Below are 24,886 nucleotides of genomic sequence, written 5' to 3' on the forward strand. Positions count from 1 at the left end.
TTTTACAAGGCTTCCTTAACCTTGTTAATATATTGTTTGTGGTCAGTTTTATTCAAACATCGCTTCAACACCTATATTATACAACAACCCTATCGGGTTCAACATGACATTGATGTCATGTTTGGAAGAAAAATATGTAATTTTTTTATAATATTTGAAATATCCTCTTTTTCCCATTCTCCCTAGTTTCATTTTGTGGTACAATAGGGGCTATGGAAAGTATTACTTTAAGTCCTAAACGAGAAGAAATTCAGGCTTTTGTCCAGAAATATCAAGACAAGCTTGTGCCCAGTAAAAATCAGTATATCCAATATCTACTGAAATTGAACCAGGCAACTGTCAGTATCTATACTTCTGGCAAGGTTCTTTTCCAAGGAGAAAAAGCTGGTCACTATGCTGCTTTTTTCGGTCATCAAGCCGAGGAAACAAGCAAGATCGATCAGAACATTTCCCTTATCGGTACTGATGAGGTCGGAAATGGCTCTTACTTTGGTGGTTTAGCAGTTGTTGCTTCCTTTGTCAGCCCAGAACAACACACTTTCCTGCGTAATCTGGGCGTGGGCGACTCAAAGACCTTGACCGACCTTAAGATTCGGCAGCTGGCTCCAATTCTGAAAAAAGAAATCCAACATCAGGCTCTGCTCTTGTCACCAGAAAAATATAACGAAGTGATTGCCTCTGGTTACAATGCTGTGTCTGTCAAGGTAGCTCTTCACAATCAAGCCATTTATCTACTGCTGCAAAAAGTGTTGACACCAGAAAAAATTGTCATTGATGCCTTTACCAGCCAGCAGAATTATGACAAATACCTGAAAAATGAGAAGAATCATTTCCCAAATCCCATTAGCCTCATTGAAAAAGCGGAAGGAAAGTTTCTAGCTGTCGCCGTTAGCTCCATTATAGCTCGCGATCTCTTTCTGGAAAATCTGGAAAATCTGAGTCAAGAGCTTGGTTATACTCTTCCGAGCGGGGCTGGGAGTAAGAGTGATCAAGTTGCTTGCCTGATCCTCCAAGCCTATGGAATGGCTGGTCTCCAGCATACCGCTAAACTTCATTTTAAAAATACAGAAAAAGCTAAAAAGCTCTTAGAAAGGTAGACTATGAAAAACAAACGCTTTGACTTCCGTGCCTTCCTCAAGGAGTGGGGAGTCTTTACCCTGATTATCTCTGCCATCTTGCTCACTCGCTGGCTGCTCTGGGCACCTGTCAAGGTAGACGGTCACTCTATGGATCCAACCTTAGCCAATGGTGAGTATTTGATGGTTTTGAAACACCAGTCTATTGACCGTTTCGATATTGTTGTAGCCTCCGAAAAGGATGACGATGGCAAAAAGAAAGAAGTCGTCAAGCGGGTGATTGGCCTTCCGGGTGATACCATTCAATACGAAAACGACACCCTCTATATCAATGGTAAGAAGACTGATGAACCTTATTTAACAGATTACATCAAGAAATTCCAAAAGGACAAGCTCCAGTCTACCTATGTAGGCAAGGATTACACGGACAACGGAACTTTCTTCCGCAAGCTAGCTTCTCAAGCCCAGGCCTTTACCGTGGACAAAGAGGGCAGCCCTGTCTTTACCATCAAGCTCCTAGATGACGAGTATCTGCTTTTAGGTGACGATCGAATCGTGTCCAAGGATAGCCGTCAAGTAGGTGCCTTTAAATCCAGTCAGATTCAAGGCGAAGCTAAATTCCGCATCTGGCCAATCCTACCTTTCAAGACTTACTAATACTTAAGAGTATACTCCATCCAAACTCAGTTGACTACTCAGCTGGGTTTGCTTTTTAAAAAGCACATATAGAAACAATGACAGAATTTTATTTTTCAGGCACTATTGAGCGCATCATTTTTGAAAATCCCAGCAATTTCTTTCGAATCCTCCTCTTGGATATCCAAGACACGGATTGTGAAGATTTTGATGATTTTGAGATTATCGTGACCGGAACCATGGCCGATATTATCGAAGGCGAGGATTATACATTTTGGGGCAACCTAGTCCAACATCCAAAGTACGGACAGCAACTAAAAATTTCCCGCTACGAGAGGGCAAAACCGACTAGCAAGGGGCTGGTTAAATATTTTTCCAGTGACCACTTTAAAGGTATCGGGGTCAAGACAGCTCAAAAAATTGTGGAACTCTATGGGGACGAAACCATTGATAAAATTTTAGCTGAGCCAGAAAAACTTAAAGAAATCACTGGCCTTTCCGCCAAGAACCGAGAATCCTTTGTGGCCAAACTGCAACTCAACTATGGAACAGAGCTGGTCTTAGCTAAGCTGGCTGCCTACGGCATTCCCAACAAACTAGCCTTTCAGATTCAGGAAACCTACAAGGAAGAAACGCTGGAAATCGTCGAGCAGTATCCCTACCGACTGGTTGAAGATATCCAAGGTATCGGCTTTAAAATCGCCGATCAGCTGGCCCAGCAGTTGGGAATTGAAAGTGATGCTCCTGAGCGTTTTCGAGCTGGCTTGCTTCATACCCTTCTGACCCAGTCCATGGAAACTGGCGACACCTATTTGGAGGCTAGAGACCTATTGGCTCATACGATTGAGCTTCTGGAAAGTTCGCGCCAAGTAGAGCTAGACCCTAGTCTGGTAGCCGATGAATTGGCTCACCTGATTGAAGAAGACAAAGTCCAAAATGTTGAGACCAAGATTTTTGAAAACAGCCTCTTCTTTGCCGAGGAAGGCATCCGCAGCAATCTGGTCCGCCTCTTGGAAAAAGGCCATCAGGATCGCTTTGAAGACGAAAAAATCCTCAGTGCCATCAGCCAAGCTGAAGATGACCTAGGCATCCACTATGATCAGATTCAGAAGCAGGCTATTTTCGACGCTATCACACAAAAAGTCTTTATCCTGACGGGTGGACCAGGAACAGGAAAAACAACCGTCATCAATGGTATCATCTCCGTCTACAGCCAGCTTCGCGGCTTGGATCTGCGAAAGGTCAATGATCTGCCGATTCTGCTAGCGGCTCCCACTGGTCGTGCTGCTCGGCGCATGAACGAATTGACCGGTCTTCCTAGCGCCACTATCCACCGCCATTTGGGGATGACCGGAGATGATGATACCAGTCATTTGGATGATTATCTGGATGCTGACTTTATCATCGTGGACGAGTTCTCCATGGTGGACACTTGGCTGGCCAATCAGCTCCTCAGCAATATCTCTTCCAATACCAAACTGCTTTTGGTGGGCGATGCAGAGCAGTTACCCTCTGTCAGTCCTGGGCAGGTATTAGCTGACCTACTGCAAATACCGAGCATCCCCCAAACCAAGCTAGAAAAGATTTACCGTCAGAGCCAAGATTCGACCATTGTCACTCTGGCTAGTCAAATCCAAAAGGGACTGTTGCCAGAAGATTTTACCGAGAAAAAAGCGGATCGATCTTATTTTGAAGCTCGAAATGAACACATCCCGCCCATGATTGAACGAATTGCTAGCGCAGCGATTCGCAGTGGTATCCCAGCTCAAGATGTGCAAGTGCTGGCTCCCATGTACCGCGGACAAGCCGGTATTGACCAGATTAATAGCCTCATGCAAAATCTCATCAATCCTGTGGAAAAAGACCAGCTGACCTTTGAAGCACCCGATTGCCAATATCGACAAGGAGACAGGGTTATCCACTTGGTCAATGATGCCGAAAGCAATGTCTTTAACGGTGACTTAGGCTACATCGTCGACCTGCTCCCAGCTAAGTATACCGAATCCAAGCAGGACGAATTAACCATCAACTTTGACGGCAATGAAATTAGCTACCAGCGCAGCGAATGGTACAAAATCCGCCTAGCCTATGCCATGAGCATCCACAAGTCTCAAGGTAGCGAGTTTCCCGTGGTTATTCTTCCCATTACCCGAAGCAGCCACCGCATGCTCCAGCGCAATCTGGTCTACACTGCTATTACCCGAGCCAAGAGCAAACTGATCTTACTTGGGGAAAAGTCAGCCTTTGGCTACGCTGTAAAGAATACTGGAACAGCCCGCAAAACCTATCTGATTGAACGTTTTGGAGATGTAGAATCCCCTCAAGAAATTATCCACATTCCTGTGGATAACAGCGAATCGCCTGTGGGAAACTATATCCTGACGGAGGAAAATATCCTAACAATCGATCCTCTAATCGGACTGACCGAGGAAGATATCAACAGTATATTTGGCAATGACAACCAAATAGAAACAGATGCCTAGGTCTACCTTTGAAGCTGTCCTAACAGTTTACAGAGTGCCTTATCAAATATTTCCCATAAAAATAGAGTCTGGGACAAATTGCCTAAGACTCTTTTCTATCTTATCCAAACCCCGTCACTGTCAGTCCTAATAAGCGAACGCCTCGCGGCTGCTCTTCCAGGCTGTCATAGATTTCATGACTAACCCGCTCAATCATTTCTCCTTCTTTCGTTTCTTGCTCCAAGGTCCTCCTTTTGGTTAGGGTTGAAAAGTCAGCATAGCGGATTTTTAGGACAACCGTCTTGCCAGCTTTCTGGTGTTTCTCTAAGCTGAGAGCGACCTTAGCTGCCAAACGAGATAGTTCTTTTTTTATATCCTCCTCGCCATGGAGCAATTTGGCATAGGTTCGCTCCTTACCGATAGACTTACGGATACGATTGGACTTGACGGGACTATTGCTGATGCCACGCACTTTTCGGTAAAGATCAAAGCCGAAGCGACCAAACTTATCAATCAAGGTCATTTCCGGTATCTTGAGCAGATCTGCACCAGTATAAACTCCCATTTCATGCAGTTTTTCAACGCTCTTCTTACCAACTCCGTGAAACTTAGCAATGTCCATGGACGCCAGAAAGGCCTCTGCCTCCTCGGGTAAAATAACCGTCAGACCGTGCGGCTTCTCATAATCACTGGCAATCTTGGCTAGAAACTTATTATAAGAAACGCCTGCCGAAGCCGTCAGCTGCAATTCATTCCAGATATCGTGCTGGATCAGCTTGGCAATTTTGACTGCAGATTTGATACCCAACTTATTTTCCGTCACATCCAGATAAGCCTCATCTATGCTCATGGGCTCAATTTTATCCGTGTAGCGCTTGAAAATCTCTCGAATCTGCAAACCAACTGTTTGATATTTTTCATAATTTCCCGAGATAAAAATCCCCTGCGGGCACCGCTCATAGGCTTCCTTGGAACTCATAGCTGAATGAACTCCGAACTTTCTGGCTTCATAATTACAAGTCGAAACCACACCACGTCCACCCGTCTGACGCGGATCACTACCTATAATCACAGGCTTTCCCTTGAGCTTAGGATTGTCCCGCTCTTCGACCGAAGCAAAAAAAGCATCCATATCAATATGAATGATCTTTCGCGATGTGTCATTAATTAGCGGAAAAATTAGCATGCCGTCTCCTATAAGTTAGAATAGCTCTTTAGCAAATTTTATCATTTTTAAAGCAAGTTTCAAAGGATTTTTATTCAAAAGCAAGACCGGAAAATGTGAGAAACTTTCTGAGGTGCATAGACAAAGTATTAAAATAGGAATTTCAGTATTGGACACATTTCTACATAGTAACGTTCAAAGCAAGTACAAAATAATTCAACTTATCAGCTTCTTTCTACTATTTTCATTTACCATTTTCAAAATTATAAAACAGTTTACAACAAAATATCAATCTGTATTATAAAAGAAAGCCTCTTTTAGCACTGAAATTCGTTTGTGAAACCGATTACCTTATGATATACTTTAATTATAAATGTAACAGTTTATGTTGCTAGAATAAAGAGGAAAATCTAATGGTTGTTAAAACAGTTGTGGAAGCTCAAGATATTTTTGACAAAGCTTGGGAAGGCTTCAAAGGTGAAGATTGGAAAGAGAAAGCAAGTGTTTCTCGCTTCGTTCAAGCCAACTACACACCTTATGATGGAGATGAAAGCTTCTTGGCGGGTCCTACTGAGCGCTCACTCCACATCAAGAAAATCGTAGAAGAAACAAAAGCTCACTACGAAGAAACTCGTTTCCCAATGGACACTCGTCCAACATCTATTGCAGATATCCCTGCTGGTTATATCGACAGAGATAACGAACTAATTTACGGTATTCAAAACGATGAACTCTTCAAATTGAACTTCATGCCAAAAGGTGGTATCCGTATGGCTGAAACAACTTTGAAGGAAAATGGTTATGAACCTGATCCAGCTGTTCACGAAATTTTCACAAAATATGTGACAACTGTTAACGACGGTATTTTCCGTGCTTATACTTCTAACATCCGCCGCGCTCGTCACGCTCACACTGTAACTGGTCTTCCAGATGCCTACTCACGTGGACGTATCATCGGTGTTTACGCACGTCTTGCTCTTTACGGTGCAGACTACTTGATGCAAGAAAAAGTCAACGACTGGAATGCAATCAAAGAAATCGACGAAGAAACAATCCGCCTTCGTGAAGAAGTAAACCTTCAATACCAAGCATTGCAACAAGTTGTTCGCTTGGGTGATCTTTACGGAGTTGATGTTCGTAAACCAGCGATGAACGTTAAAGAAGCGATCCAATGGGTTAACATCGCCTTCATGGCTGTCTGCCGTGTTATCAACGGTGCTGCAACATCTCTAGGACGTGTGCCAATCGTATTGGATATCTTTGCAGAACGTGACCTTGCTCGTGGTACATTTACTGAATCAGAAATCCAAGAATTTGTTGATGATTTCGTTATGAAACTTCGTACAGTGAAGTTTGCTCGTACAAAAGCTTATGACCAATTGTACTCAGGTGACCCAACTTTCATCACCACTTCTATGGCTGGTATGGGTAACGACGGTCGTCACCGTGTTACTAAGATGGACTACCGTTTCTTGAACACTCTTGACAATATCGGTAACTCTCCAGAGCCAAACTTGACAGTTCTCTGGACTGACAAACTTCCATACTCATTCCGTCGCTACTGTATGCATATGAGCCACAAACACTCTTCTATCCAATACGAAGGTGTAACAACAATGGCTAAAGACGGATACGGAGAAATGAGCTGTATCTCATGCTGTGTGTCACCACTTGACCCAGAAAACGAAGATCAACGTCACAACATCCAGTACTTCGGTGCTCGTGTGAACGTTTTGAAAGCCCTTCTTACTGGTTTGAACGGTGGTTACGACGATGTTCACAAAGACTACAAAGTATTTGACATCGATCCTATCCGTGACGAAGTTCTTGAATTTGAATCAGTTAAAGCGAACTTTGAAAAATCTCTTGACTGGTTGACTGACACTTATGTAGATGCTTTGAACATCATCCACTACATGACTGACAAATACAACTACGAAGCTGTTCAAATGGCCTTCTTGCCAACTAAACAACGTGCTAACATGGGATTCGGTATCTGCGGATTCGCTAACACTGTTGACACATTGTCAGCTATCAAGTACGCTACAGTTAAACCAATCCGTGACGAAAATGGCTACATCTACGATTACGAAACAATCGGTGAATACCCACGTTGGGGTGAAGATGATCCACGTTCAAACGAATTGGCAGAATGGTTGATCGAAGCTTATACAACTCGTCTACGTAGCCACAAACTTTACAAAGACGCGGAAGCTACAGTATCACTTTTGACAATCACATCTAACGTTGCTTACTCTAAACAAACTGGTAACTCACCAGTCCACAAAGGTGTATACCTCAACGAAGATGGTTCTGTGAACTTGTCGAAACTTGAATTCTTCTCACCAGGTGCTAACCCATCTAACAAAGCGAAAGGTGGCTGGTTGCAAAACTTGAACTCACTTGCTAGCCTTGACTTTGGTTACGCAGCTGACGGTATCTCATTGACAACTCAAGTTTCTCCACGCGCTCTTGGTAAGACTCGAGATGAACAAGTTGATAACTTGGTAACAATCCTTGATGGCTACTTTGAAAACGGTGGACAACACGTTAACTTGAACGTTATGGACTTGCAAGATGTTTACGATAAGATCATGTCTGGCGAAGATGTTATCGTACGTATCTCTGGATACTGTGTAAACACTAAATACCTCACTCCAGAACAAAAAACTGAATTGACACAACGTGTCTTCCACGAAGTTCTTTCTATGGATGATGCATTGAGTTAAGCCTCTTTCCTAATTGTAAAACCAGCTGATTTTCAGCTGGTTTTCTTTTGCTTTGGAGAGATAGCTTTGAGCATTTATGTTATAATAGAGTTATTGTGAAATGAAAAAAGGGGATATAATGGCTGAGAAAATGTCTACAGATGAAAAAAATCTTAATCTGGCCGTCGATGTTATCATGCTAGCTGGGACCTTGCTATTACAAAGCGGCTCAGAGATTTATCGGGTCGAAGACACCATGATTCGGATTGCCCATTCGCAAGGCATCCTGGACTGCAATGCCTTAGCCATGCCCGTTGCCATATTCTTTTCAATTGAAAATACTAATATTTCTCGAATGAAGCGAAATATCCATATGAACTACAATATCGAGAAAGTCTGCGATGTCAATCAGGTTTCTCGGCAACTGGTTAGTGGAGCCATCAATCTGGAAGAAGCGCTTGAACAACTAAAGGAACTTAAAATAAAAAAACTTCCTTATAGCAAAAAAGAGCTGATTACGGCTGCCACACTCAGTGCTCCTTTCTTTTCTATCATGTTCGGTGGAAATTTCTACGATGCTCTTGGAGCCGGCATCGCGACTCTGTTTGGCTTCTCTTTCTCTCTTTATGTCGATAAATATATTCGAATTCCTTTTGTTTCAGCCTTTGCTGGAGCTTTTGTCTTCGGATTATTAGCCCAGATTTGGGCTCACTATTCGGGCTTCGATTCAACAGCAGACTTGATCATCGCAGGAGCTGTTATGCCCTTCGTCCCAGGAATCGCTCTGACCAACTCAGTTAGAGATATCATGACCAACCATATCAACTCTGGAATGAGCAAACTATTTGAATCGCTTCTCATTACCCTTGCTCTCGGTGCCGGTACCTCTGTCGCCCTCATTCTTATGAAATAAGCCTATGACAATCTTGACCTTCTTACTACAAGCTCTGGCCAGCCTACTGGCTATCATCACTTTTCTAATCGTTCTAAATGTCCAGCGTAGTATGCTGATTCCTGGCGGAGTTTTAGGAATGGCTACTTGGCTACTCTATCTCTTGCTCAAGGGACCGACCAATGTCATCATTGCAACCTTTGTGGCTGCTATCATTGGTTCCTGTGCCAGCCAAATCCTCAGCATCATCTACAGAACGCCAGCTGTCGTCTTTATTTTGGCTATTCTAGCGCCTCTAGTACCCGGATATATTTCTTACCGGACAACTGCTTTCTTTGTGACAGGTGATTACAGTCATGCTATGGTCAATGCTACCTTGGTCGTCATCCTAGCCTTGGTCATCTCTATCGGCATGGCTAGCGGGACGGTTGTCTTAAAGATTTATAGCTACCTGAAGAAACATCCTCTTCACTATAAAAAATGAGTCAATACATATTGACTCATTTTTCTTTACGCATTTTGGTTAGAATTTCCTTAGCTTTTGCCTGATTAAATTGCTTCTCTTTGAGAAGTTCTGCAACAACAGCTGCAATCTCATCTTCCTGAGCACCTGCCAATAAAGCTAGAGATTTGGCTTGGAGCTTCATGTGGCCAGCCTGAATTCCCGTGGTCACCAGCGCTCTTAAAGCTGCAAAATTTTGCGCTAAGCCGACAGAAGCGATAATCGAAGCTAATTCTTTGGCTGTCGGTTGCCCCAATAAATCAAAACTGGCGACAACCATTGGATTAAGACCGATGGAGCCTCCCTTAGCCGCAACCGGGATGGGTAGAGTCAACTGGCCATAGAGTTTTCTTTCCTCTAAATTGGCCTCCCAGTTACTCAATCCTTGATAACGGCCATCGCGAGCAGCATAGGCATGGGCCCCAGCTTCAATGGCCCGCCAGTCATTACCTGTCGCCAAAAGAACTGCATCAATTCCGTTGAAAATACCTTTATTATGCGTGCTGGCCCGATAAGGATCCTGCTTTGCAAACTGACTAGCTAAAGCGATTCTTTGAGCAGTTCGTTCAGCTTCTGCCTTGTCTCGACTGAGTGAGTGGAAATCAATTTCGCAAGAGGCTGTTACAAGCGCTTCAGTCGCATAGTTAGATAAGATAGCCATCAAGCTCTGTCCACCTGTTAACTCCTCTAACCGTTCTTTTAGGGCTTCTAGCATTGTATTAAGGATATTGGCACCCATGGCTTCCTGAGTGTCCACGACAAGGTAGACAACTAGAAAGTCCGTCTCTCCCTCCAGGAAATCCGTTCTCAAATCACGCGCCCCACCTCCTCGCTTGACGATGGAAGGATGGGCTTGATTTGCCAATTCTAATAAAGCTGACTTCTCATTTTGGATTTGCTCTAAGGCTTTAGCTACATCGGGCACATCATAGAGTGCGACCTGCCCAACCATCTGCCGATTATGAATCTTGGTCTTGAAACCGCCGTTGCGCTGAATGATTTTTGCTGCAAAACTAGCAGCAGCAACGACAGAGGGCTCCTCTGTTGCAAAAGGTACCTGATAAACCTGCTCATCTATGAGAAAGTCCGGTGCAATCGAATAAGGCAAAGCCAGAATAGAAAGCACATTTTCACTCATTTGATTGGCTGTCTCCAGCGGTAAATGGCTTTGATTAGCAAGGTTTTGCCAATTCTCAGTCTGGAGTAGCTCATGGGCTTTCAGAAACTCTAGCCGCTCTGCAGGCGTTTTTTTAGAAAATCCGGTCCAATTTATTTTCATGATGATTTCTCAACTTTGATATACTTGCGCTGGTGTTGATCGATTTGAACCAAGGCGTAAACTTGGTCATCGTAGTCAGAAAAAACAGCTGAGCCGTTTTCATCCAGCTGAGCTTCTGCAAAGAAAAGCTCTTCATAAGCAGCAACTGTCAGTTCTTGACGTTGATTTAATTTCTCCAAACGATTAGTCGTCAGCTGTTTCTCATAACCTTCTACCAGATTGGCACTGAAAATCTCAGCGACAGCACCACTACCATAACTAAAGAGAGCAATCTTGTCACCAGCCTTAAGATTTTCAGAGTTTTCTAAAAGGGACAAGAGCCCCAAAAAGAGCGAGCCTGTGTAGATGTTTCCGACCTTTTGGCTATAGAGAATAGACTTATCAAAGTTTTCTTGCAGGCCTTTTTGCTCCTCCTGAGATAAGCTTTTATCCATAATTTTATTCAGCCCCTTCAGCGCCAATTTGGGATAGGGAAGATGAAAACAAATCGCTGCAAAGTCGGCTAAAGCTAAGCCATGACGCTTTTGATATTCCTTCCATGTTGTCTCAAGGCAATCCAAATACTGCTGGGTTGAGTAGACACCATTGACATAAGGAGTCGTAGAATAATTTGGTCGCCAGAAATCCATAATATCACGAGTCTGGGCCACATTGTCATCGTTGAACTCCAGGATTCGTGGATTTTGACTAATCAGCATAGCGATTGCGCCTGCACCTTGAGTCGGCTCGCCTGGCGCCTCTATCCCGTATTTTGCAATATCACTAGCGATGACCAAGACCTTGCTTTCTGGATATTGTTTGATATGTAGCTTGGCATAGTCTAGAGCAGCAGTTCCAGCGTAGCAGGCTTCCTTCATTTCAAAGCTACGAGCAAAGGGCTGGATCCCCAAAAGACCGTGAATAAAGACCGAAGCCGCCTTACTTTGGTCGATGCTAGACTCCGTTGCGACAATGACCATATCAATGACCTGCTTATCCTCTACGGTCAAGATTTGTTCAGCTGCTGTCGCGCCCAGAGTGACAATATCCTCAGTTAAAGGAGCAATGCTGATCTCCTTCATCAACAATCCCTTACTGAGTTTATTAGGATCAATACCCCGCTTCTCAGCCAGATAATCTAATTTTAAAACATAATTGCTGGTCGCAAAACCGATTTGATCGATTCCGATTTTCATCATAAAGACCTCATTCAATTCATTTGATAGCTAATAGTATTCAGACACTATTTTACCATAATTAAGGCTAAAACTCTTTTAAAAACCATTTTTTAAGCTCAAATCCGACTTGAGACGGAGAAAGCTCATCATCAAAAAATGAGAGAAACTCAATTTTTCCAATTCAGTTTCCCTCATCAGTCTATTCCAAATTTTGAGCTAGCAAGTTTATGGATTTAAGGATAAGCTTCTCTCCATAAACTCCTTGCAATATCCCTTGTTTTCTTTGTAAACAAGCTGAAGCAAGTCCTACTTCCGCTTCCTTGCAATCAAGTGAATCGGTGTTCCTTCAAAGACAAAGGCCTTGCGGATTTGATTTTCCAAGAAACGCAGGTAAGAGAAGTGCATAAGCTCTTCTTCGTTGACAAAGATGACAAAGGTCGGCGGTTTGGTCGCAACCTGAGTCGCATAAAAAATCTTGAGACGTTTGCCCTTGTCAGTCGGTGTCGGATTAATGGCGATAGCATCCATGATGACATCATTGAGTACCGCTGATGGAATACGCGTGTTTTGGCTTTGACTGATTTGCTTAATCATAGCCGGCAGCTTATGGAGGCGCTGCTTGGTCAGAGCAGAAACAAAGATAATCGGCGCATAAGACAAGTACTGGAACTGGTCGCGGATATCCTCTTCCCAGTCTTTCATAGTATGGTTGTCTTTTTCCAGTGTATCCCACTTATTTACGACGATGATCATTCCTTTTCCTGCTTCATGGGCAAAGCCAGCAATTCGCTTGTCGTACTCACGAATTCCTTCTTCAGCATTCAGCACCATCAGAACGACATCTGAGCGATCAATTGCCCGCATGGCCCGCATGACAGAGTATTTCTCCGTATTTTCATAGACCTTGCCTGACTTGCGCATACCAGCCGTATCGATCATGGTAAATTCCTGACCTTCACTGTCCGTAAAGACCGTATCAATCGCATCGCGTGTTGTACCAGCCACTGGACTGGCAATGACCCGATCCTCACCCAAGATAGCATTGATCAAGCTAGACTTGCCGACATTGGGACGGCCAATCAAGCTAAACTTAATCATATCAGGATTTTCAGCCACTTCCTCATGAGGAAGATTCTCAACGATCGCATCCAGAACATCCCCTGTACCAATCCCATGGACAGAAGATACTGGGAATGGATCGCCCAAGCCCAGTGCATAGAAATCATAGATTTCATTGCGCATCTCGGGATTATCCACTTTATTAACCGCTAAAATAATCGGCTTGTGGGTCTTGTAGAGCATGCGAGCGACATACTCGTCCGCATCCGTGATGCCTTCCTTGCCAGACACGACAAAAACGATGACATCGGCCTCGTCCATAGCGATTTCAGCTTGGTGCTTGATTTGCTCCATAAAAGGTGCATCAACATCGTCAATTCCGCCCGTATCAATGATACTGAACTTACGATTCAGCCAATCTGCCGTCGCATAGATTCGGTCTCGGGTAACCCCTTCCACGTCTTCGACAATGGAAATCCGCTCTCCCGCAATCCGGTTAAATAGCGTTGACTTGCCGACATTGGGACGGCCGACAATGGCAATAGTTGGTAAAGCCATGTTTTCCCTCTTTCATTCTTTGGGACAGAGCTGAGCTCCGCCTTAGTTTTCTAATTTCTTTTCTTTGAACAGTTGGTCGATCGCTTGATTTGGCTCCTGACCAAATTGAGCTGCCAAACGCTGGCTCCAAGTATCCTGTGCCCGCTCGCCAGCATACTCAGCCTGCACACGGTCATAGGCCTCGATGACTGAGCTGAGTTGTTCACGGTATTCTTCCTCAAAGACCACCGCTTCATACGGCAGGCGTGGCTTGACAGCATAGTTTTGATTAGGCTTTCCTAAAGCCATGCCGAAAACTGGATAAGTATAGTCTGGCAGATTAAAGAGCTGGGCTATTTTTGAAGCCTCATAGCGAACTAAACCAATAATAACACCGCCATAACCCAGACTTTCAGCTGCTAAGAGGGTATTTTGCCCTGCCAAAGCAGCATCTACCGAGCTAATGAGGATATTTTCTGTTCCTTCAGGATAAAAATCTTCTGTATGTAGGGCAGCTCCCTTTTCAGCTCGATTGAGGTCGCCAACAAAAAGTAGGAAGGCCGAAGACTGCCGAATGGCTTCTTGGGGAACCAAATCAAAGAGGGCTTCTTTTTTCTCTTTGCTGCGCACCACGATGACAGAGTAGGACTGGAAATTCTTCCAGCTGGAAGCAGCACGTCCAGCATCGATCATAGCGCGTAGTTCTTCATCTGAGATCTGCTCTTCCGTAAAGCGCCGAACAGACGTATGAGCCTTCATCAAGTTAATTGTTTCATTCATCGACGATTCTCTCCTTCTAGGTGTACTTCTTGAGCTAAAAACTTAATCCGCTCCATAACTCGCTTAGCCTGCCAAGTCTCATCGCCATTCTTAGAGTTGGCAAAGTGACGCTCCAAATCCGCAAAACTAAAGTTAGAAGTGAAGAAAGTTGGCAGATTTTCCTGCATACGGTGCTGGAGGATAACTTGTAAAATCTCATCTCTCATCCATGGGCTAGACTGCTCTGCACCGATATCGTCCAAAATCAGCACTTGAGCTGTCTTGACTTGGTCAATCTTTTCCTTTACCAAGCCAGAACTGATAGCATTCTTAACATCCAAAACAAAGCTCGGATAGTGGAGAAGAGTCGTTGACACACTGCGTTTTTCTGACAAATCATGTGCCAGCGCAGCCATCATGTAGCTCTTACCCACGCCGAAATCTCCGTAGAGATAGACAGCCTTCTGATAATGCGGAAATTCCGCAACAAAACTGGTCAAGAGCTCGAAAGCTTTGTAGCGACCGACATCATCTAAATCCACTTTGGCCAAACTAGCCTCTTTTAAACTAGCTGGCAGATTGATAAGGTTGAGACGGCTTCTAATCGCTTCCTGTCTCTCCTGCTCAATCAACTCAGGCGTCTCTTCATAGGCAACATCCGCATAGCCTTCATTTTTCACTAAAATCGGCTTATAACCCTTGGCAATATAGTTCTGATCTTCTAGCAGGAAGCGATCTCGTTCGGTAATGTATTGATTGAACTTAGAAATGCTCCGCTGAATTTCAGTTGGAGACAGTTGTTCTCGACTGATAAAGTTAGCGATATCTGGATCTGCTAAAATCTGCTGGACCAATTTTTGATAATCAAACTGCTTCACTTTATTCATATGAGGCATTGCCTGTCCTATTTTTTCCATTTAATCGCCTCCCTCTTCCAGTCTCGCTAAAAGCCTTCTTTTTTGTTCTTCTAGTTCCGCTTGTTTTTCTAAGCTGGTTTCATTCTTGTAATCCGGCTGACTCCAGTTCGGCACATTGCTTTTAGCAGAAGCTGGGCTGACTTGCGCAGGACGATTATTCGTCTGCTGGTTGCGCTCGCGGATTTTCAGGACCGCCTCTTCAGCCGAGGTCACCTTTTGATAAGAAAAGTCATTGGCCACCTTGAGGGCATACTTCTCATTGAGATTGGCCGAATCCACCTTATTAAAAGTCAATAGCAGGATGATATTGATAACTTCATCCAAAAGCCCCATCTCTGCCAAATCCTGAATCAGCTTCCGTTCACTACGCGTAATGGCCGCTTGACGGGTTTTCTTGATCTCGGCCAAAAAGAGTAGTGGCTGCTTGCTTTTGGCCTCACGAATAATAGACTGCTCTTGCGGAGAAAAGTCTCCCGAAACTAGCTTTTGCTGAATTTTTTGCTGCATCCTTTTCGTTGAAATCACATGTGACACAGCCGTTTCACGCGCTAAGACATAGGTCTCGTACCAAGTCCATTTCTTCTGCTCCGCAATGGTAAACAAGTCCAAGAGGTCCGCTTTTTCATCTGCAAAACGCAAGCCATCCTGAGCCATTCTCTGTTTAAAATGCGTCAAGTCAAAATCATTCTGGCGACTGTTTCTCATCGGACTGACCTCTTCCATGCCATAGATCTGGCTAAAAGAAGCACCGATTTTTTGCCCAGCTGGATTTTCCGGTCGTAGCTTATCTACTGCCGCCTGACCAATCTTTTTCTCCAAAAGACTAGTGTACACATGATGAGCAAAGAAGTCCTCAGCGGACAAGGTTGGATAGAGTCGGATGAAAAATCCCGTCTCCGTCTGGAAAAGCTCTAGCAAGCCAATAGCTGATAGGCGCTCCAAGCTTCTCTCCAACACTTCCATACCAAAATCAAGATGATTCAAAATATGGCTGAAAAGTCGCTGCTGAGCTCCATTATCCCAAAAAGAAACTAGATAAAGATAAAGCGCGACTGCATCCTTGCCCACAATGGGTAGGTAATAACGGGTCAGTCCGCTCATATCTTGACTGACCTGGTTATTAGACAAGAAAGAAAAATGATCATTTGGTTTCATAAGCCATTATTTTTCCTTTTTCTTCTTAGAACCCTTGGTAATCTGCTTCAAAAGGCTTTCCAGCTCGCCAACATCCTTAAAACTCCGATAAACACTGGCAAAACGGACATAGGTAATTTCATCCAGCTCGGCCAGCTCATCCATGACTAGAGAGCCAATATATTCGCTGGCAATTTCATTTTCGCTCTGACTGCGAAGTTTTTGCTCAATCCGATTGACCAATTCTTCGATCTCATCACTTGATACCGGACGCTTCTGAGCGGAGCGGATGATTCCATTAAATATCTTATCCCGAGAAAACTGCTCACGCGTTCCATCTTTTTTGACAACGACTAGGGTTCTTTCTTCCACGCGCTCATAAGTTGTAAAACGATGCTGGCATTCCTCGCATTCACGGCGACGACGGATTGTATTTCCATCTTCTGCCTGCCGGCTGTCAACCACACTTGATTTGCTTCCGCCACATTTGGGACAACGCATGTCATTTCCTCCTAGAATCTTAATACTTCATTATACCATGTTTTGACCAATAACAAAAGACGAGAGATTTCTCGCCCACAAAAAAACTAAAGCTGACAAAGCAGCTTTAGCAAGAAAATCTTCTTTCAAAAATCCAGCAAATGGAAACTCAGCCCTTCTTGTCAAAATACTTTTTGGTCTCAGCAATAATAACAGGAGATAAGGCCAAAAGAGCAATCAGATTTGGCAAAGCCATCAAGGCATTGACAATATCGGCAATGACCCAAACTGCTTCGAGCTCAATAAAACCTCCTAAGAGCACCATGGCGACAAAGATGATTCGGTACAAGCGAATATATTTAACACCAAACAGGAACTCAAAGCAGCGCTCACCGTAGTAGTTCCAGCCTAAAATAGTGGTAAAAGCAAACAGAACTAGAAAAACGGATAGAAGGATTGGACCAAAATTAGCAAAGACAGTCGCAAAGGCTGCCTGAGTCAAGGATACACCATTGAGATTGCTATCCCAAACTCCTGTGATTAAAATTGTTAGACCTGTCAGACTACAAATAATCAGAGTATCGATAAAGGTTCCCGTCATCGAAATCAAGCCTTGCTCGACAGGTTCCTTAGTCTTAGCTGCCGCCGCTGCAATGGGCGCTGACCCTAGACCAGATTCATTTGAAAAGACGCCACGAGCTACCCCATTTTGAATAGCCATCTGGATGGTTGCACCAGCAAAGCCACCAACAGCAGCTGTCTGACTAAAGGCAGAACTAAAGACTAGCTGAAGAGTTGGCAGCAAACGATCTATATTGACTGCTAATACAGTCACAGTCCCCAAGATATAAATAGCCGCCATAAAAGGCACAATCTTGGTCGACACTCGAGCAATCGACTGAATACCGCTAAAAATAACTAGAGCCACCAAAATAGCCAAGATAGAGGCAGTCACAGCTGGAGGCAACTGAATGGTATTCTGCATAGCTTCTGTAATGGAATTCACCTGCGTAAAGGTCCCAATCCCTAAAAGAGCCACCAATACACCCGCTACAGCAAAGAAGATAGCCAGCGGACGCCATTTTTCTCCCATTCCCAACAAAATATAGTGCATGGGACCACCAGCAACTGCTCCGTGGGCATCCTTGGAACGATACTTAATCGCTAATAAACCTTCGGCATACTTGGTTGCCATTCCAAAGAAAGCAGCTAGCCACATCCAAAATAAGGCACCCGGTCCACCAACTTTTATGGCCGTCGCAACACCGATAATATTCCCCGTTCCAACCGTGGCTGCCAAAGCTGTACAAAGAGCAGCAAAGCTTGACACGTCTCCATGATGATCCTCTCCAGATACAAAAATTAAGCGAAAGGCGCGAGAAAGGCGCGAAATCTGTAGCAACCTCAGACGAAGCGTCAGATAAAGCCCTGTTCCAACTAATAAAATCAAGAGGGGAGGCCCCCAGACCAAAGAATCAATTTGATTCAGCAACTTCAACATAAGTCTTATGCTCCTTTTCCACACCGAGAAAAAGAAAAGTACATGTTTACACATGTACTCTGGATGCCTGAGAATGACCGTTTCCTGTCCTTCCCTTGCTCTGTCCTTTTACCTGAGAGTTTGAGCAGTTGCCTGCCTTGCCCCTTCGGTGCCAATCATGGTCTCTCCAGAGTTCCGTCCATTTCACAGTCATAAGGCTCAAACGCTTATTTCTGAAAAACTTCATTCGGTGTTTATTCTAAATTTTCTATTATTTTAAAATAATATTCGGTTTTTGTCAATGTTTTATGAAAAATTTTGAATATTCTATTGACCCCAAAAGGTTAGATAGATAATTTATTCAAAGGTAAGATGATAGTAGCTCATAGAATCTCCTTTATTACCTGTTGATGTAGTTATTTATGGTTTACACTGTTTGAAGTTCTGTAAGTTTTTATTGCACTATATTTTACAATTTTTCATTCCTTAAAGTATTGATGACATTCTTCCAAGAGTTAGTCAAGAAAAATTTTAGAAAGTTCTGCTAGTTCAGCACTGGTTTCTTGCTTGACTTGTAGTCAATGAAAAAGAATGGGTCGTTCTAAAAAGCCCTTTCACCTCCTCAAAGGCTAAGCATAAGGCTGCAACTCCGGATTAATTGGTGTGTTGGCCAGATTATTGGCATAATTGCAAAGGGTCGCAAGGCTGACACCCAGAACTACATCCAGAGCATTCTCATGTGTATAGCCTGCTTCTAGGAAGTCTGCCAAAGCCTCATCTCCGACCCGTCCCTTAGTATTGATGACAGCAATGGTAAACTTAGCAAGCGTATCTAGCTTCGGATCGGTGTCAATCGGAGTACGATTGCGCAGAGCCTCCAAAAGATCATCATTCATTTGAATCTGCTTGATTGAAAAGGCTGTATGGCCTGCTACACAGAAAGCACAGCCATTAGTGACCGCAGCCGTTATCTGCACTACTTCACGCTCAGTTGGTGTCAAGCTGTTTCGACGATTGATGGCTCCAACCGTCCGATAAGTTTCCAAAGCCGTTGGCGCATTGGCCAAAAGACCGATAAGATTTGGAATGTAGCCACCGTTATCTTTTTGAACCGTTTCTAAAACCTCTTTCACCTCAGCTGGCGCGGACTCAATCGTATGGATAGTAAATTCTGACATATGAAACCTCATTTCTTTTGATTAGCAACTATCTTAACATAGGTCTGACAGCTTGTATAATATATATTTTATATGACCTCTATAAAGAGAATATATTGCTACATATCAAACCAAAATATATTACCCATCTTAATTGCCTCCATACCTCTCTCAAGCAAGAAAAAGAAGCCCTAAGGCTTCTGGCTAATATTTTCTAAAACGTTGATAGCGATCTTCCAAAAGTTGCTCGAGAGAAAGTTTAGAAAGTCCCGCTAGTTCAGTACTGATCTCTTGCTTGACTGCAGCTAGGAGCTCATTTTTATTAAATCCGCGTTCGGGGATGACCTTATCAACGACACCCATCTGCAAAAGCTCATGCGAGGTGATTTTCATCATCTCAGCCGCCTCCATTGCTCGGCTGCCATCTTTCCATAAAATCGAAGCAAAGCCTTCAGGACTGAGAATGGCATACATAGAGTTTTCCAGCATCCAGACCTTATCAGCAACTGCCAAGGCTAGCGCCCCACCAGAGCCACCCTCGCCGATGATAATGGCAATAATGGGCACTTTCAAATCACTCATTTCCATGAGATTACGGGCAATGGCTTCACCCTGTCCACGCTCCTCAGCACCGACGCCAGGATAGGCACCAGCCGTATTGATAAAGGTCACGACTGGACGGCCAAATTTTTCAGCCTGCTTCATGAGACGCAAGGCCTTACGATAGCCTTCTGGATGAGGCTGACCAAAGTTCCGCCGCAAATTATCCTGCAAATTGCGACCTTTTTGAATGCCGACCACTGTGACTGGCTGACCATTTAAGGTTCCGATACCGCCAATGACAGCACCATCATCACGAAAACCACGATCTCCGTGCAATTCCACAAAATCATCAAAAATTCCTTGGGCAAAATCCAGAGCCGTCAAGCGGGACTGATCACGCGCTGCTTTGATAATCTGACTGATTTTTGTCATTGGTCACCTCCATGAAATCTCAAGAGAGTAGCAATCCGATCCCGCAATTCACCACGCTTGACAATCGCATCAACAAAGCCATGCTCCAGCAAAAATTCTGCCTTTTGAAAGTCATCTGGCAACTTTTCTCGTACAGTAGACTCAATAACTCGACGACCAGCAAAGCCTACCAGAGCCTGCGCTTCTGCCAAGATAATATCCCCTTCCATAGCAAAAGAGGCTGTGACACCGCCTGTAGTCGGATCTGTCAAAACGGTCAGGTAAAAAAGACCAGCCTTTGAATGACGTTGTACAGCAGCAGAAGTTTTAGCCATCTGCATCAAGCTCATGATACCTTCCTGCATGCGGGCACCACCAGAAGCCGTAAAGAGGACGACTGGCAGCTTATGCTCTGTCGCATACTCAAAGAGGCGGGTAATCTTTTCACCCACAACCGTTCCCATGGAAGCCATGATAAAGTTGGAATCCATGATCCCAAGAGCTAATTTTTGGTCTTTTATCAGAGCGGTTCCAGTCAAAACAGCCTCATCTAGACCAGTCTTTTCCCGCATCTTTGCCAGTTTTTCTTGATAATTTGGAAAATGTAAGGGATCTGTCGTCTCAATACCAGCGAACAATTCCTCAAAACTTCCTTGATCCACCGTCAAACTCAGGCGCTCAAAAGCTGAAATTCGAAAAGTGTAGCCACAGCTTGGACAGACACGCTCTGCCCCCAAATCTTTTTGATAAATGATATGCTTACAACCTGGACACTTAGAAAAAAGCTCATCTGGAACTTCTGGTTTTGGCTGAGGCAAAGCACGAGAGGAACGATTAGGATTGATTCGAATATATTTATCCTTTTTTGAAAACAAAGGCATTGCTTACTCCTTCATTAAATTTTAGAGTGATTCTGCTTCTTTCAAACAAAATCACTCCTTGTCATCTATTTTTTCTCTTGATAAGCCGGAAGGAACTTCTCCATGAGAAAGGCTGTATCATAATCACCAGCAATCACATTAGGATCTGAAATCAGATCCAGTTGGAAACTGCTATTGGTCACGACACCGTCGATTTCTAGCTCATAGAGAGCCCGCTGCATCTTCATCAGGGCATCAAAGCGATTTTCCCCGTGAACGATGATTTTGGCAATCATACTGTCATAGTAAGGAGGAATGGTGTAGCCAGGATAGACCGCCGAATCCACGCGCAATCCCACTCCACCACTTGGCAGATAAAGATTGGAAATCTTGCCTGGGCTCGGTGCAAAGTTAAAGGCTGGATTTTCAGCATTGATCCGACATTCAATCGCATGACCGCGAATTTCAACATCTTCTTGACTGAAGGATAGCTCTTGACCATCCGCAATCTTAATCTGCTCTTTAACAATATCCACACCGGTGACAAACTCAGTCACTGGATGCTCTACCTGCACCCGAGTGTTCATCTCCATAAAGTAGAATTCACCCTTGGCTTCATCCAGCAGAAACTCAATCGTTCCGGCATTTTCATAGTCGACAGACTCAGCTGCTCGAACAGCTGCTTCCCCAATCTTCTGGCGCAGGGTTTTCCCAATTGCCACAGATGGACTTTCTTCCAGCACCTTCTGATTATTCCGCTGCAAAGAGCAATCCCGCTCACCCAAGTGGACTACATGCCCCTGCTGATCTGCCAAAATCTGCACTTCAATATGGCGCGCTGGATAGATAACTCGCTCCATATACATGGCACCATTCCCAAAGGCCGCTTTGGCTTCACTAGAAGCAGACTCAAAGGCCGCTACTAAATCCTCAGGCTTTTCGACCTTACGAATCCCCTTGCCTCCGCCACCAGCAGAAGCTTTGAGCATGACTGGATAGCCAATCTTTTCGGCTACTTCCAAGGCTTCTTCCGAGGTATGAACTTCTCCATCAGAACCTGGGATAACCGGCACTTTGGCCTTAATCATCTGAGCCCGAGCATTAATTTTGTCCCCCATCAAGTCCATAACAGCACCTGAAGGTCCAATAAACTTAATGCCGACTTCTTCGCACATGGTCGCAAATTTAGAGTTTTCACTCAAAAAACCAAAACCAGGGTGAATGGCTTCTGCACCTGTCAGAACAGCAGCAGACAGGACAGCGTTCATATTCAGATAAGAATCCGTAGACTTGGCTGGCCCGATACAAACCGCCTCATCAGCCAGTAGGGTGTGGAGTGCTTCCTTGTCAGCCGTTGAATAAACAGCGACAGTATCAATTCCCAACTCGCGGGCTGCACGAATAATTCTGACCGCAATTTCCCCACGGTTAGCAATTAAAATTTTACGAAACATGGTGAAATCTCCTCTTTCTTATTGACCAATCGCAAAGGTCAAGGTTCCGCTGGCTGCAAGTTTACCGTCAACTTCGGCCTTGGCCTCTACCACTGCAATGGTTCCGCGACGCTTGACAAACTTGGCCGTCATAATCAGCTGGTCACCTGGCACAACTTGCTTCTTGAACTTAACCTTGTCCATGCCAGCATAGAAGACCAGCTTGCCCTTATTTTCTTCTTTAGACAATTCCAGCACACCAGCCGTTTGAGCCAGTGCTTCCATGATTAAGACACCCGGCATAACTGGATACTGAGGGAAATGTCCGTTAAAGAATGGCTCGTTGATCGTCACATTTTTCAAAGCGACAATCTCATCTTCGCTGACTTCCAATACACGGTCCACCAACAACATAGGATAGCGGTGCGGAAGCGCCTCTTTTATTGCATTGATATCAATCATTTGATACGTACCAGCCCTTTCCCAAACTCAACCATTTCTTCATTCTGAACCAGAATTTCTGTAATCAGACCATCTTTCGGTGCTGGCACTTCATTCATGACCTTCATGGCTTCAATAATCATCAGAGTTTGACCTTTTTTAACTTGGTCTCCTACACTGACAAAAGCTGGTTTATCTGGACCTGCAGCTAAGTAAGCCACGCCAACCAAAGGACTTTCCACGACATCACCCTCAGCAGCTGGTGCCGGAGCCTCTGGAGCCACCTCAGGTGCTGCAGTTGGAGCTGCTTGGGAAACTGTCTCAGATACAGGTGCACTTTCTGGCTGCACAGGAGCTACAACAGGAGCTACACTGACTGATGGAGTTGCTGCGACTGCGGCAGAACTTTCATTCTTGCTGAAAGTCAATTCATCACTTTGATTTTTATAAGAAAATTCACGCAGGCTTGATTGGTCAAACTGAGCCATCAAGTCTTTAATTTCATTGATATTCATCTAGCCCTCCCAACGCTTGAATGCCAGAACAGCATTGTGACCGCCAAAACCAAATGTATTGGAAATCGCATAAGGAATTTCTTGCTCCAAGCCTTGTCCATAAACGACGTTCGCTTCAATATAGTCTGACAATTCACTTGTTCCAGCTGTTTTTGGTACAAAGTTATGGCGCATTGCTTCGATTGTAGCGATTGCTTCCACTGCTCCTGCAGCCCCAAGCAAGTGTCCTGTGAATGACTTGGTTGAAGATACAGGTACTTCTTTACCAAGAACAGCTACGATAGCACCACTTTCTCCTTTTTCATTAGCAGGAGTTGAAGTACCGTGGGCATTGACATAAGCCACTTGCTCTGGAGAAATCTCTGCCTCTTCCAAAGCCAATTTAATAGCCTTAATCGCACCTTGACCTTCTGGATGTGGAGAAGTCATGTGGTAGGCATCACAAGTATTGCCGTAGCCAACTACTTCAGCCAAGATAGTCGCTCCACGTTTTTCAGCGTGTTCCAGACTTTCAAGCACCAACATACCAGAACCCTCTCCCATGACAAAGCCGTTACGGTCTTTATCAAATGGAATAGAAGCACGGGTAGGATCTTCTGTCGTAGAAAGAGCTGTCAGAGCTTGGAAACCAGCAATGGCAAATGGAGTGATAGAAGCTTCTGATCCACCAACTAACATGACATCTTGGAAACCAAACTTGATAGAGCGGAAAGCATCCCCAATCGCATCATTTGATGAGGCACAAGCTGTATTGATTGATTTACAAATCCCGTTTGCTCCGAAGCGCATAGCAACATTTCCTGAAGCCATATTTGGCAAAGCTTTTGGCAGAGTCATTGGCTTAACGCGTTTTGGACCTTTTTCATGCAAACGGATAACTTGATCTTCGATTTCCTTGATACCACCGATACCAGAAGCCACGATGACACCAAAGCGGTCTTTATCGATTGATTCTACATCAAGATTGGCATTTGTCACCGCTTCTTGAGCTGCATACAAGGCATACAAAGAATAGTTGTCAAAACGATTAGTATCTTTCTTGATAAAGTATTTATCAAATGGAAAGTCTTGGACTTCAGCCGCATTATGAACAGCAAAATCGCTGTGATCAAACTTGGTGATGGGACCAATTCCAATCTTACCTTCTTTTAAACTATTCCAAAATTCTTCTGGTGTATTTCCGATGGGAGAGGTTAAGCCATAACCTGTCACAACAACTCGATTTAGTTTCATAGTGAACTCCTTTATGATAATTGGTAAACTGTCAAATCCAAATGCATGCA

22 protein-coding genes and 1 riboswitch are annotated in these 24,886 nt (G+C 44.1%); of the genes, 6 read left to right on the forward strand and 16 right to left on the reverse strand.

The genetic code is table 11. The features are described from left to right. Positions 1-212: 212 nt before the first annotated feature. The 3 genes from rnhC (at position 213) to recD2 (ending at position 4,195) form a co-directional block, all read left to right on the forward strand. Positions 213-1,097, forward strand: a complete 885-nt coding sequence (rnhC, locus tag D8872_RS01310; RefSeq protein ID WP_125389688.1) for a ribonuclease HIII — start codon at positions 213-215, stop codon at positions 1,095-1,097. 3 nt (positions 1,098-1,100) lie between these two features. Next, entirely contained in the window at positions 1,101-1,733 is a 633-nt protein-coding gene (gene lepB / locus D8872_RS01315) for a signal peptidase I (RefSeq protein ID WP_125378937.1), read from the forward strand. A 77-nt stretch (positions 1,734-1,810) separates the two neighbouring features. Further along, the gene (recD2, locus tag D8872_RS01320) at positions 1,811-4,195 is read left to right on the forward strand and encodes an SF1B family DNA helicase RecD2 (protein WP_125389689.1); all 2,385 of its coding nucleotides are present in this window, start codon (positions 1,811-1,813) and stop codon (positions 4,193-4,195) included. A 100-nt stretch (positions 4,196-4,295) separates the two neighbouring features. On the opposite strand, the gene dinB is transcribed toward recD2, so the two are convergent. Next, a complete protein-coding gene (gene dinB / locus D8872_RS01325) occupies positions 4,296-5,360 on the reverse strand; it encodes a DNA polymerase IV (protein ID WP_125389690.1) in 1,065 nt (354 codons plus the stop codon). Between the two features lie 392 nt (positions 5,361-5,752). Here dinB and pflB point away from each other — a divergent pair, with 392 nt between their 5' ends. From pflB to D8872_RS01340, 3 genes are all read left to right on the forward strand, one after another. After that, positions 5,753-8,068, forward strand: a complete 2,316-nt coding sequence (pflB, locus tag D8872_RS01330; RefSeq protein WP_005591101.1) for a formate C-acetyltransferase — start codon at positions 5,753-5,755, stop codon at positions 8,066-8,068. Between the two features lie 118 nt (positions 8,069-8,186). Then, on the forward strand, positions 8,187-8,960 hold the full coding sequence (locus tag D8872_RS01335; protein ID WP_125389691.1) for a threonine/serine exporter family protein: 774 nt from the start codon (positions 8,187-8,189) through the stop codon (positions 8,958-8,960). A 4-nt stretch (positions 8,961-8,964) separates the two neighbouring features. Beyond that, a complete protein-coding gene (locus D8872_RS01340) occupies positions 8,965-9,423 on the forward strand; it encodes a threonine/serine exporter family protein (RefSeq protein WP_045498515.1) in 459 nt (152 codons plus the stop codon). A 16-nt stretch (positions 9,424-9,439) separates the two neighbouring features. Here D8872_RS01340 and D8872_RS01345 read toward each other — a convergent pair whose 3' ends face one another. From D8872_RS01345 to fabF, 15 genes are all read right to left on the reverse strand, one after another. Further along, complete coding sequence (locus D8872_RS01345) at positions 9,440-10,720, reverse strand: hydroxymethylglutaryl-CoA reductase, degradative (protein ID WP_125389692.1); 1,281 nt, start codon at positions 10,718-10,720, stop codon at positions 9,440-9,442. Further along, positions 10,717-11,895 carry a hydroxymethylglutaryl-CoA synthase gene (locus tag D8872_RS01350; RefSeq protein ID WP_125389798.1) on the reverse strand — a complete coding sequence of 393 codons (1,179 nt, stop codon included), beginning with the start codon at positions 11,893-11,895 and terminating at the stop codon, positions 10,717-10,719. Before D8872_RS01350 ends, D8872_RS01345 begins: the two co-directional genes overlap by 4 nt. Positions 11,896-12,183: 288 nt before the next feature. Continuing rightward, positions 12,184-13,494, reverse strand: coding sequence for a ribosome biogenesis GTPase Der (der, locus tag D8872_RS01355; protein ID WP_125389693.1), 1,311 nt, complete (start codon positions 13,492-13,494; stop codon positions 12,184-12,186). Between the two features lie 42 nt (positions 13,495-13,536). Further along, on the reverse strand, positions 13,537-14,253 hold the full coding sequence (locus D8872_RS01360) for an NADPH-dependent oxidoreductase (protein ID WP_125389694.1): 717 nt from the start codon (positions 14,251-14,253) through the stop codon (positions 13,537-13,539). Next, positions 14,250-15,149, reverse strand: coding sequence for a primosomal protein DnaI (gene dnaI / locus D8872_RS01365; RefSeq protein ID WP_125389695.1), 900 nt, complete (start codon positions 15,147-15,149; stop codon positions 14,250-14,252). Before dnaI ends, D8872_RS01360 begins: the two co-directional genes overlap by 4 nt. Continuing rightward, the gene (locus tag D8872_RS01370; RefSeq protein WP_125389696.1) at positions 15,150-16,304 is read right to left on the reverse strand and encodes a replication initiation and membrane attachment family protein; all 1,155 of its coding nucleotides are present in this window, start codon (positions 16,302-16,304) and stop codon (positions 15,150-15,152) included. It abuts the gene before it with no gap. 6 nt (positions 16,305-16,310) lie between these two features. Beyond that, on the reverse strand, positions 16,311-16,784 hold the full coding sequence (gene nrdR / locus D8872_RS01375; RefSeq protein ID WP_005591110.1) for a transcriptional regulator NrdR: 474 nt from the start codon (positions 16,782-16,784) through the stop codon (positions 16,311-16,313). A 148-nt stretch (positions 16,785-16,932) separates the two neighbouring features. Continuing rightward, on the reverse strand, positions 16,933-18,264 hold the full coding sequence (locus tag D8872_RS01380; RefSeq protein ID WP_125389697.1) for an alanine/glycine:cation symporter family protein: 1,332 nt from the start codon (positions 18,262-18,264) through the stop codon (positions 16,933-16,935). 90 nt (positions 18,265-18,354) lie between these two features. Then, a riboswitch (glycine riboswitch) is annotated at positions 18,355-18,444 on the reverse strand. Between the two features lie 428 nt (positions 18,445-18,872). Next, on the reverse strand, positions 18,873-19,421 hold the full coding sequence (locus D8872_RS01385; protein WP_009659051.1) for a carboxymuconolactone decarboxylase family protein: 549 nt from the start codon (positions 19,419-19,421) through the stop codon (positions 18,873-18,875). 183 nt (positions 19,422-19,604) lie between these two features. Further along, positions 19,605-20,375, reverse strand: a complete 771-nt coding sequence (locus D8872_RS01390; protein WP_062003937.1) for an acetyl-CoA carboxylase carboxyl transferase subunit alpha — start codon at positions 20,373-20,375, stop codon at positions 19,605-19,607. Continuing rightward, the gene (gene accD, locus D8872_RS01395) at positions 20,372-21,235 is read right to left on the reverse strand and encodes an acetyl-CoA carboxylase, carboxyltransferase subunit beta (RefSeq protein ID WP_062003939.1); all 864 of its coding nucleotides are present in this window, start codon (positions 21,233-21,235) and stop codon (positions 20,372-20,374) included. The genes D8872_RS01390 and accD overlap by 4 nt, the downstream gene beginning before the upstream one ends. A 65-nt stretch (positions 21,236-21,300) precedes the next feature. Beyond that, entirely contained in the window at positions 21,301-22,668 is a 1,368-nt protein-coding gene (locus tag D8872_RS01400; RefSeq protein ID WP_125389698.1) for an acetyl-CoA carboxylase biotin carboxylase subunit, read from the reverse strand. An 18-nt stretch (positions 22,669-22,686) separates the two neighbouring features. After that, the gene (gene fabZ / locus D8872_RS01405; RefSeq protein WP_008809611.1) at positions 22,687-23,109 is read right to left on the reverse strand and encodes a 3-hydroxyacyl-ACP dehydratase FabZ; all 423 of its coding nucleotides are present in this window, start codon (positions 23,107-23,109) and stop codon (positions 22,687-22,689) included. After that, the gene (gene accB / locus D8872_RS01410; protein ID WP_125389699.1) at positions 23,106-23,603 is read right to left on the reverse strand and encodes an acetyl-CoA carboxylase biotin carboxyl carrier protein; all 498 of its coding nucleotides are present in this window, start codon (positions 23,601-23,603) and stop codon (positions 23,106-23,108) included. Before accB ends, fabZ begins: the two co-directional genes overlap by 4 nt. Then, a complete protein-coding gene (gene fabF / locus D8872_RS01415) occupies positions 23,604-24,836 on the reverse strand; it encodes a beta-ketoacyl-ACP synthase II (protein WP_125389700.1) in 1,233 nt (410 codons plus the stop codon). Positions 24,837-24,886 lie beyond the last annotated feature (50 nt).

It is taken from the genome of Streptococcus cristatus (genome assembly GCF_003943815.1).
Lineage (GTDB): Bacteria > Bacillota > Bacilli > Lactobacillales > Streptococcaceae > Streptococcus > Streptococcus cristatus_F.

Coding starts and splice junctions, on each gene's coding strand:
- rnhC (WP_125389688.1), top strand. CDS start 213: ATGGAAAGTATTACTTTAAGTCCTAAACGAGAAGAAATTCAGGCTTTT.
- lepB (WP_125378937.1), top strand. CDS start 1,101: ATGAAAAACAAACGCTTTGACTTCCGTGCCTTCCTCAAGGAGTGGGGA.
- recD2 (WP_125389689.1), top strand. CDS start 1,811: ATGACAGAATTTTATTTTTCAGGCACTATTGAGCGCATCATTTTTGAA.
- dinB (WP_125389690.1), bottom strand. CDS start 5,360: ATGCTAATTTTTCCGCTAATTAATGACACATCGCGAAAGATCATTCAT.
- pflB (WP_005591101.1), top strand. CDS start 5,753: ATGGTTGTTAAAACAGTTGTGGAAGCTCAAGATATTTTTGACAAAGCT.
- D8872_RS01335 (WP_125389691.1), top strand. CDS start 8,187: ATGGCTGAGAAAATGTCTACAGATGAAAAAAATCTTAATCTGGCCGTC.
- D8872_RS01340 (WP_045498515.1), top strand. CDS start 8,965: ATGACAATCTTGACCTTCTTACTACAAGCTCTGGCCAGCCTACTGGCT.
- D8872_RS01345 (WP_125389692.1), bottom strand. CDS start 10,720: ATGAAAATAAATTGGACCGGATTTTCTAAAAAAACGCCTGCAGAGCGG.
- D8872_RS01350 (WP_125389798.1), bottom strand. CDS start 11,895: ATGAAAATCGGAATCGATCAAATCGGTTTTGCGACCAGCAATTATGTT.
- der (WP_125389693.1), bottom strand. CDS start 13,494: ATGGCTTTACCAACTATTGCCATTGTCGGCCGTCCCAATGTCGGCAAG.
- D8872_RS01360 (WP_125389694.1), bottom strand. CDS start 14,253: ATGAATGAAACAATTAACTTGATGAAGGCTCATACGTCTGTTCGGCGC.
- dnaI (WP_125389695.1), bottom strand. CDS start 15,149: ATGGAAAAAATAGGACAGGCAATGCCTCATATGAATAAAGTGAAGCAG.
- D8872_RS01370 (WP_125389696.1), bottom strand. CDS start 16,304: ATGAAACCAAATGATCATTTTTCTTTCTTGTCTAATAACCAGGTCAGT.
- nrdR (WP_005591110.1), bottom strand. CDS start 16,784: ATGCGTTGTCCCAAATGTGGCGGAAGCAAATCAAGTGTGGTTGACAGC.
- D8872_RS01380 (WP_125389697.1), bottom strand. CDS start 18,264: ATGTTGAAGTTGCTGAATCAAATTGATTCTTTGGTCTGGGGGCCTCCC.
- D8872_RS01385 (WP_009659051.1), bottom strand. CDS start 19,421: ATGTCAGAATTTACTATCCATACGATTGAGTCCGCGCCAGCTGAGGTG.
- D8872_RS01390 (WP_062003937.1), bottom strand. CDS start 20,375: ATGACAAAAATCAGTCAGATTATCAAAGCAGCGCGTGATCAGTCCCGC.
- accD (WP_062003939.1), bottom strand. CDS start 21,235: ATGCCTTTGTTTTCAAAAAAGGATAAATATATTCGAATCAATCCTAAT.
- D8872_RS01400 (WP_125389698.1), bottom strand. CDS start 22,668: ATGTTTCGTAAAATTTTAATTGCTAACCGTGGGGAAATTGCGGTCAGA.
- fabZ (WP_008809611.1), bottom strand. CDS start 23,109: ATGATTGATATCAATGCAATAAAAGAGGCGCTTCCGCACCGCTATCCT.
- accB (WP_125389699.1), bottom strand. CDS start 23,603: ATGAATATCAATGAAATTAAAGACTTGATGGCTCAGTTTGACCAATCA.
- fabF (WP_125389700.1), bottom strand. CDS start 24,836: ATGAAACTAAATCGAGTTGTTGTGACAGGTTATGGCTTAACCTCTCCC.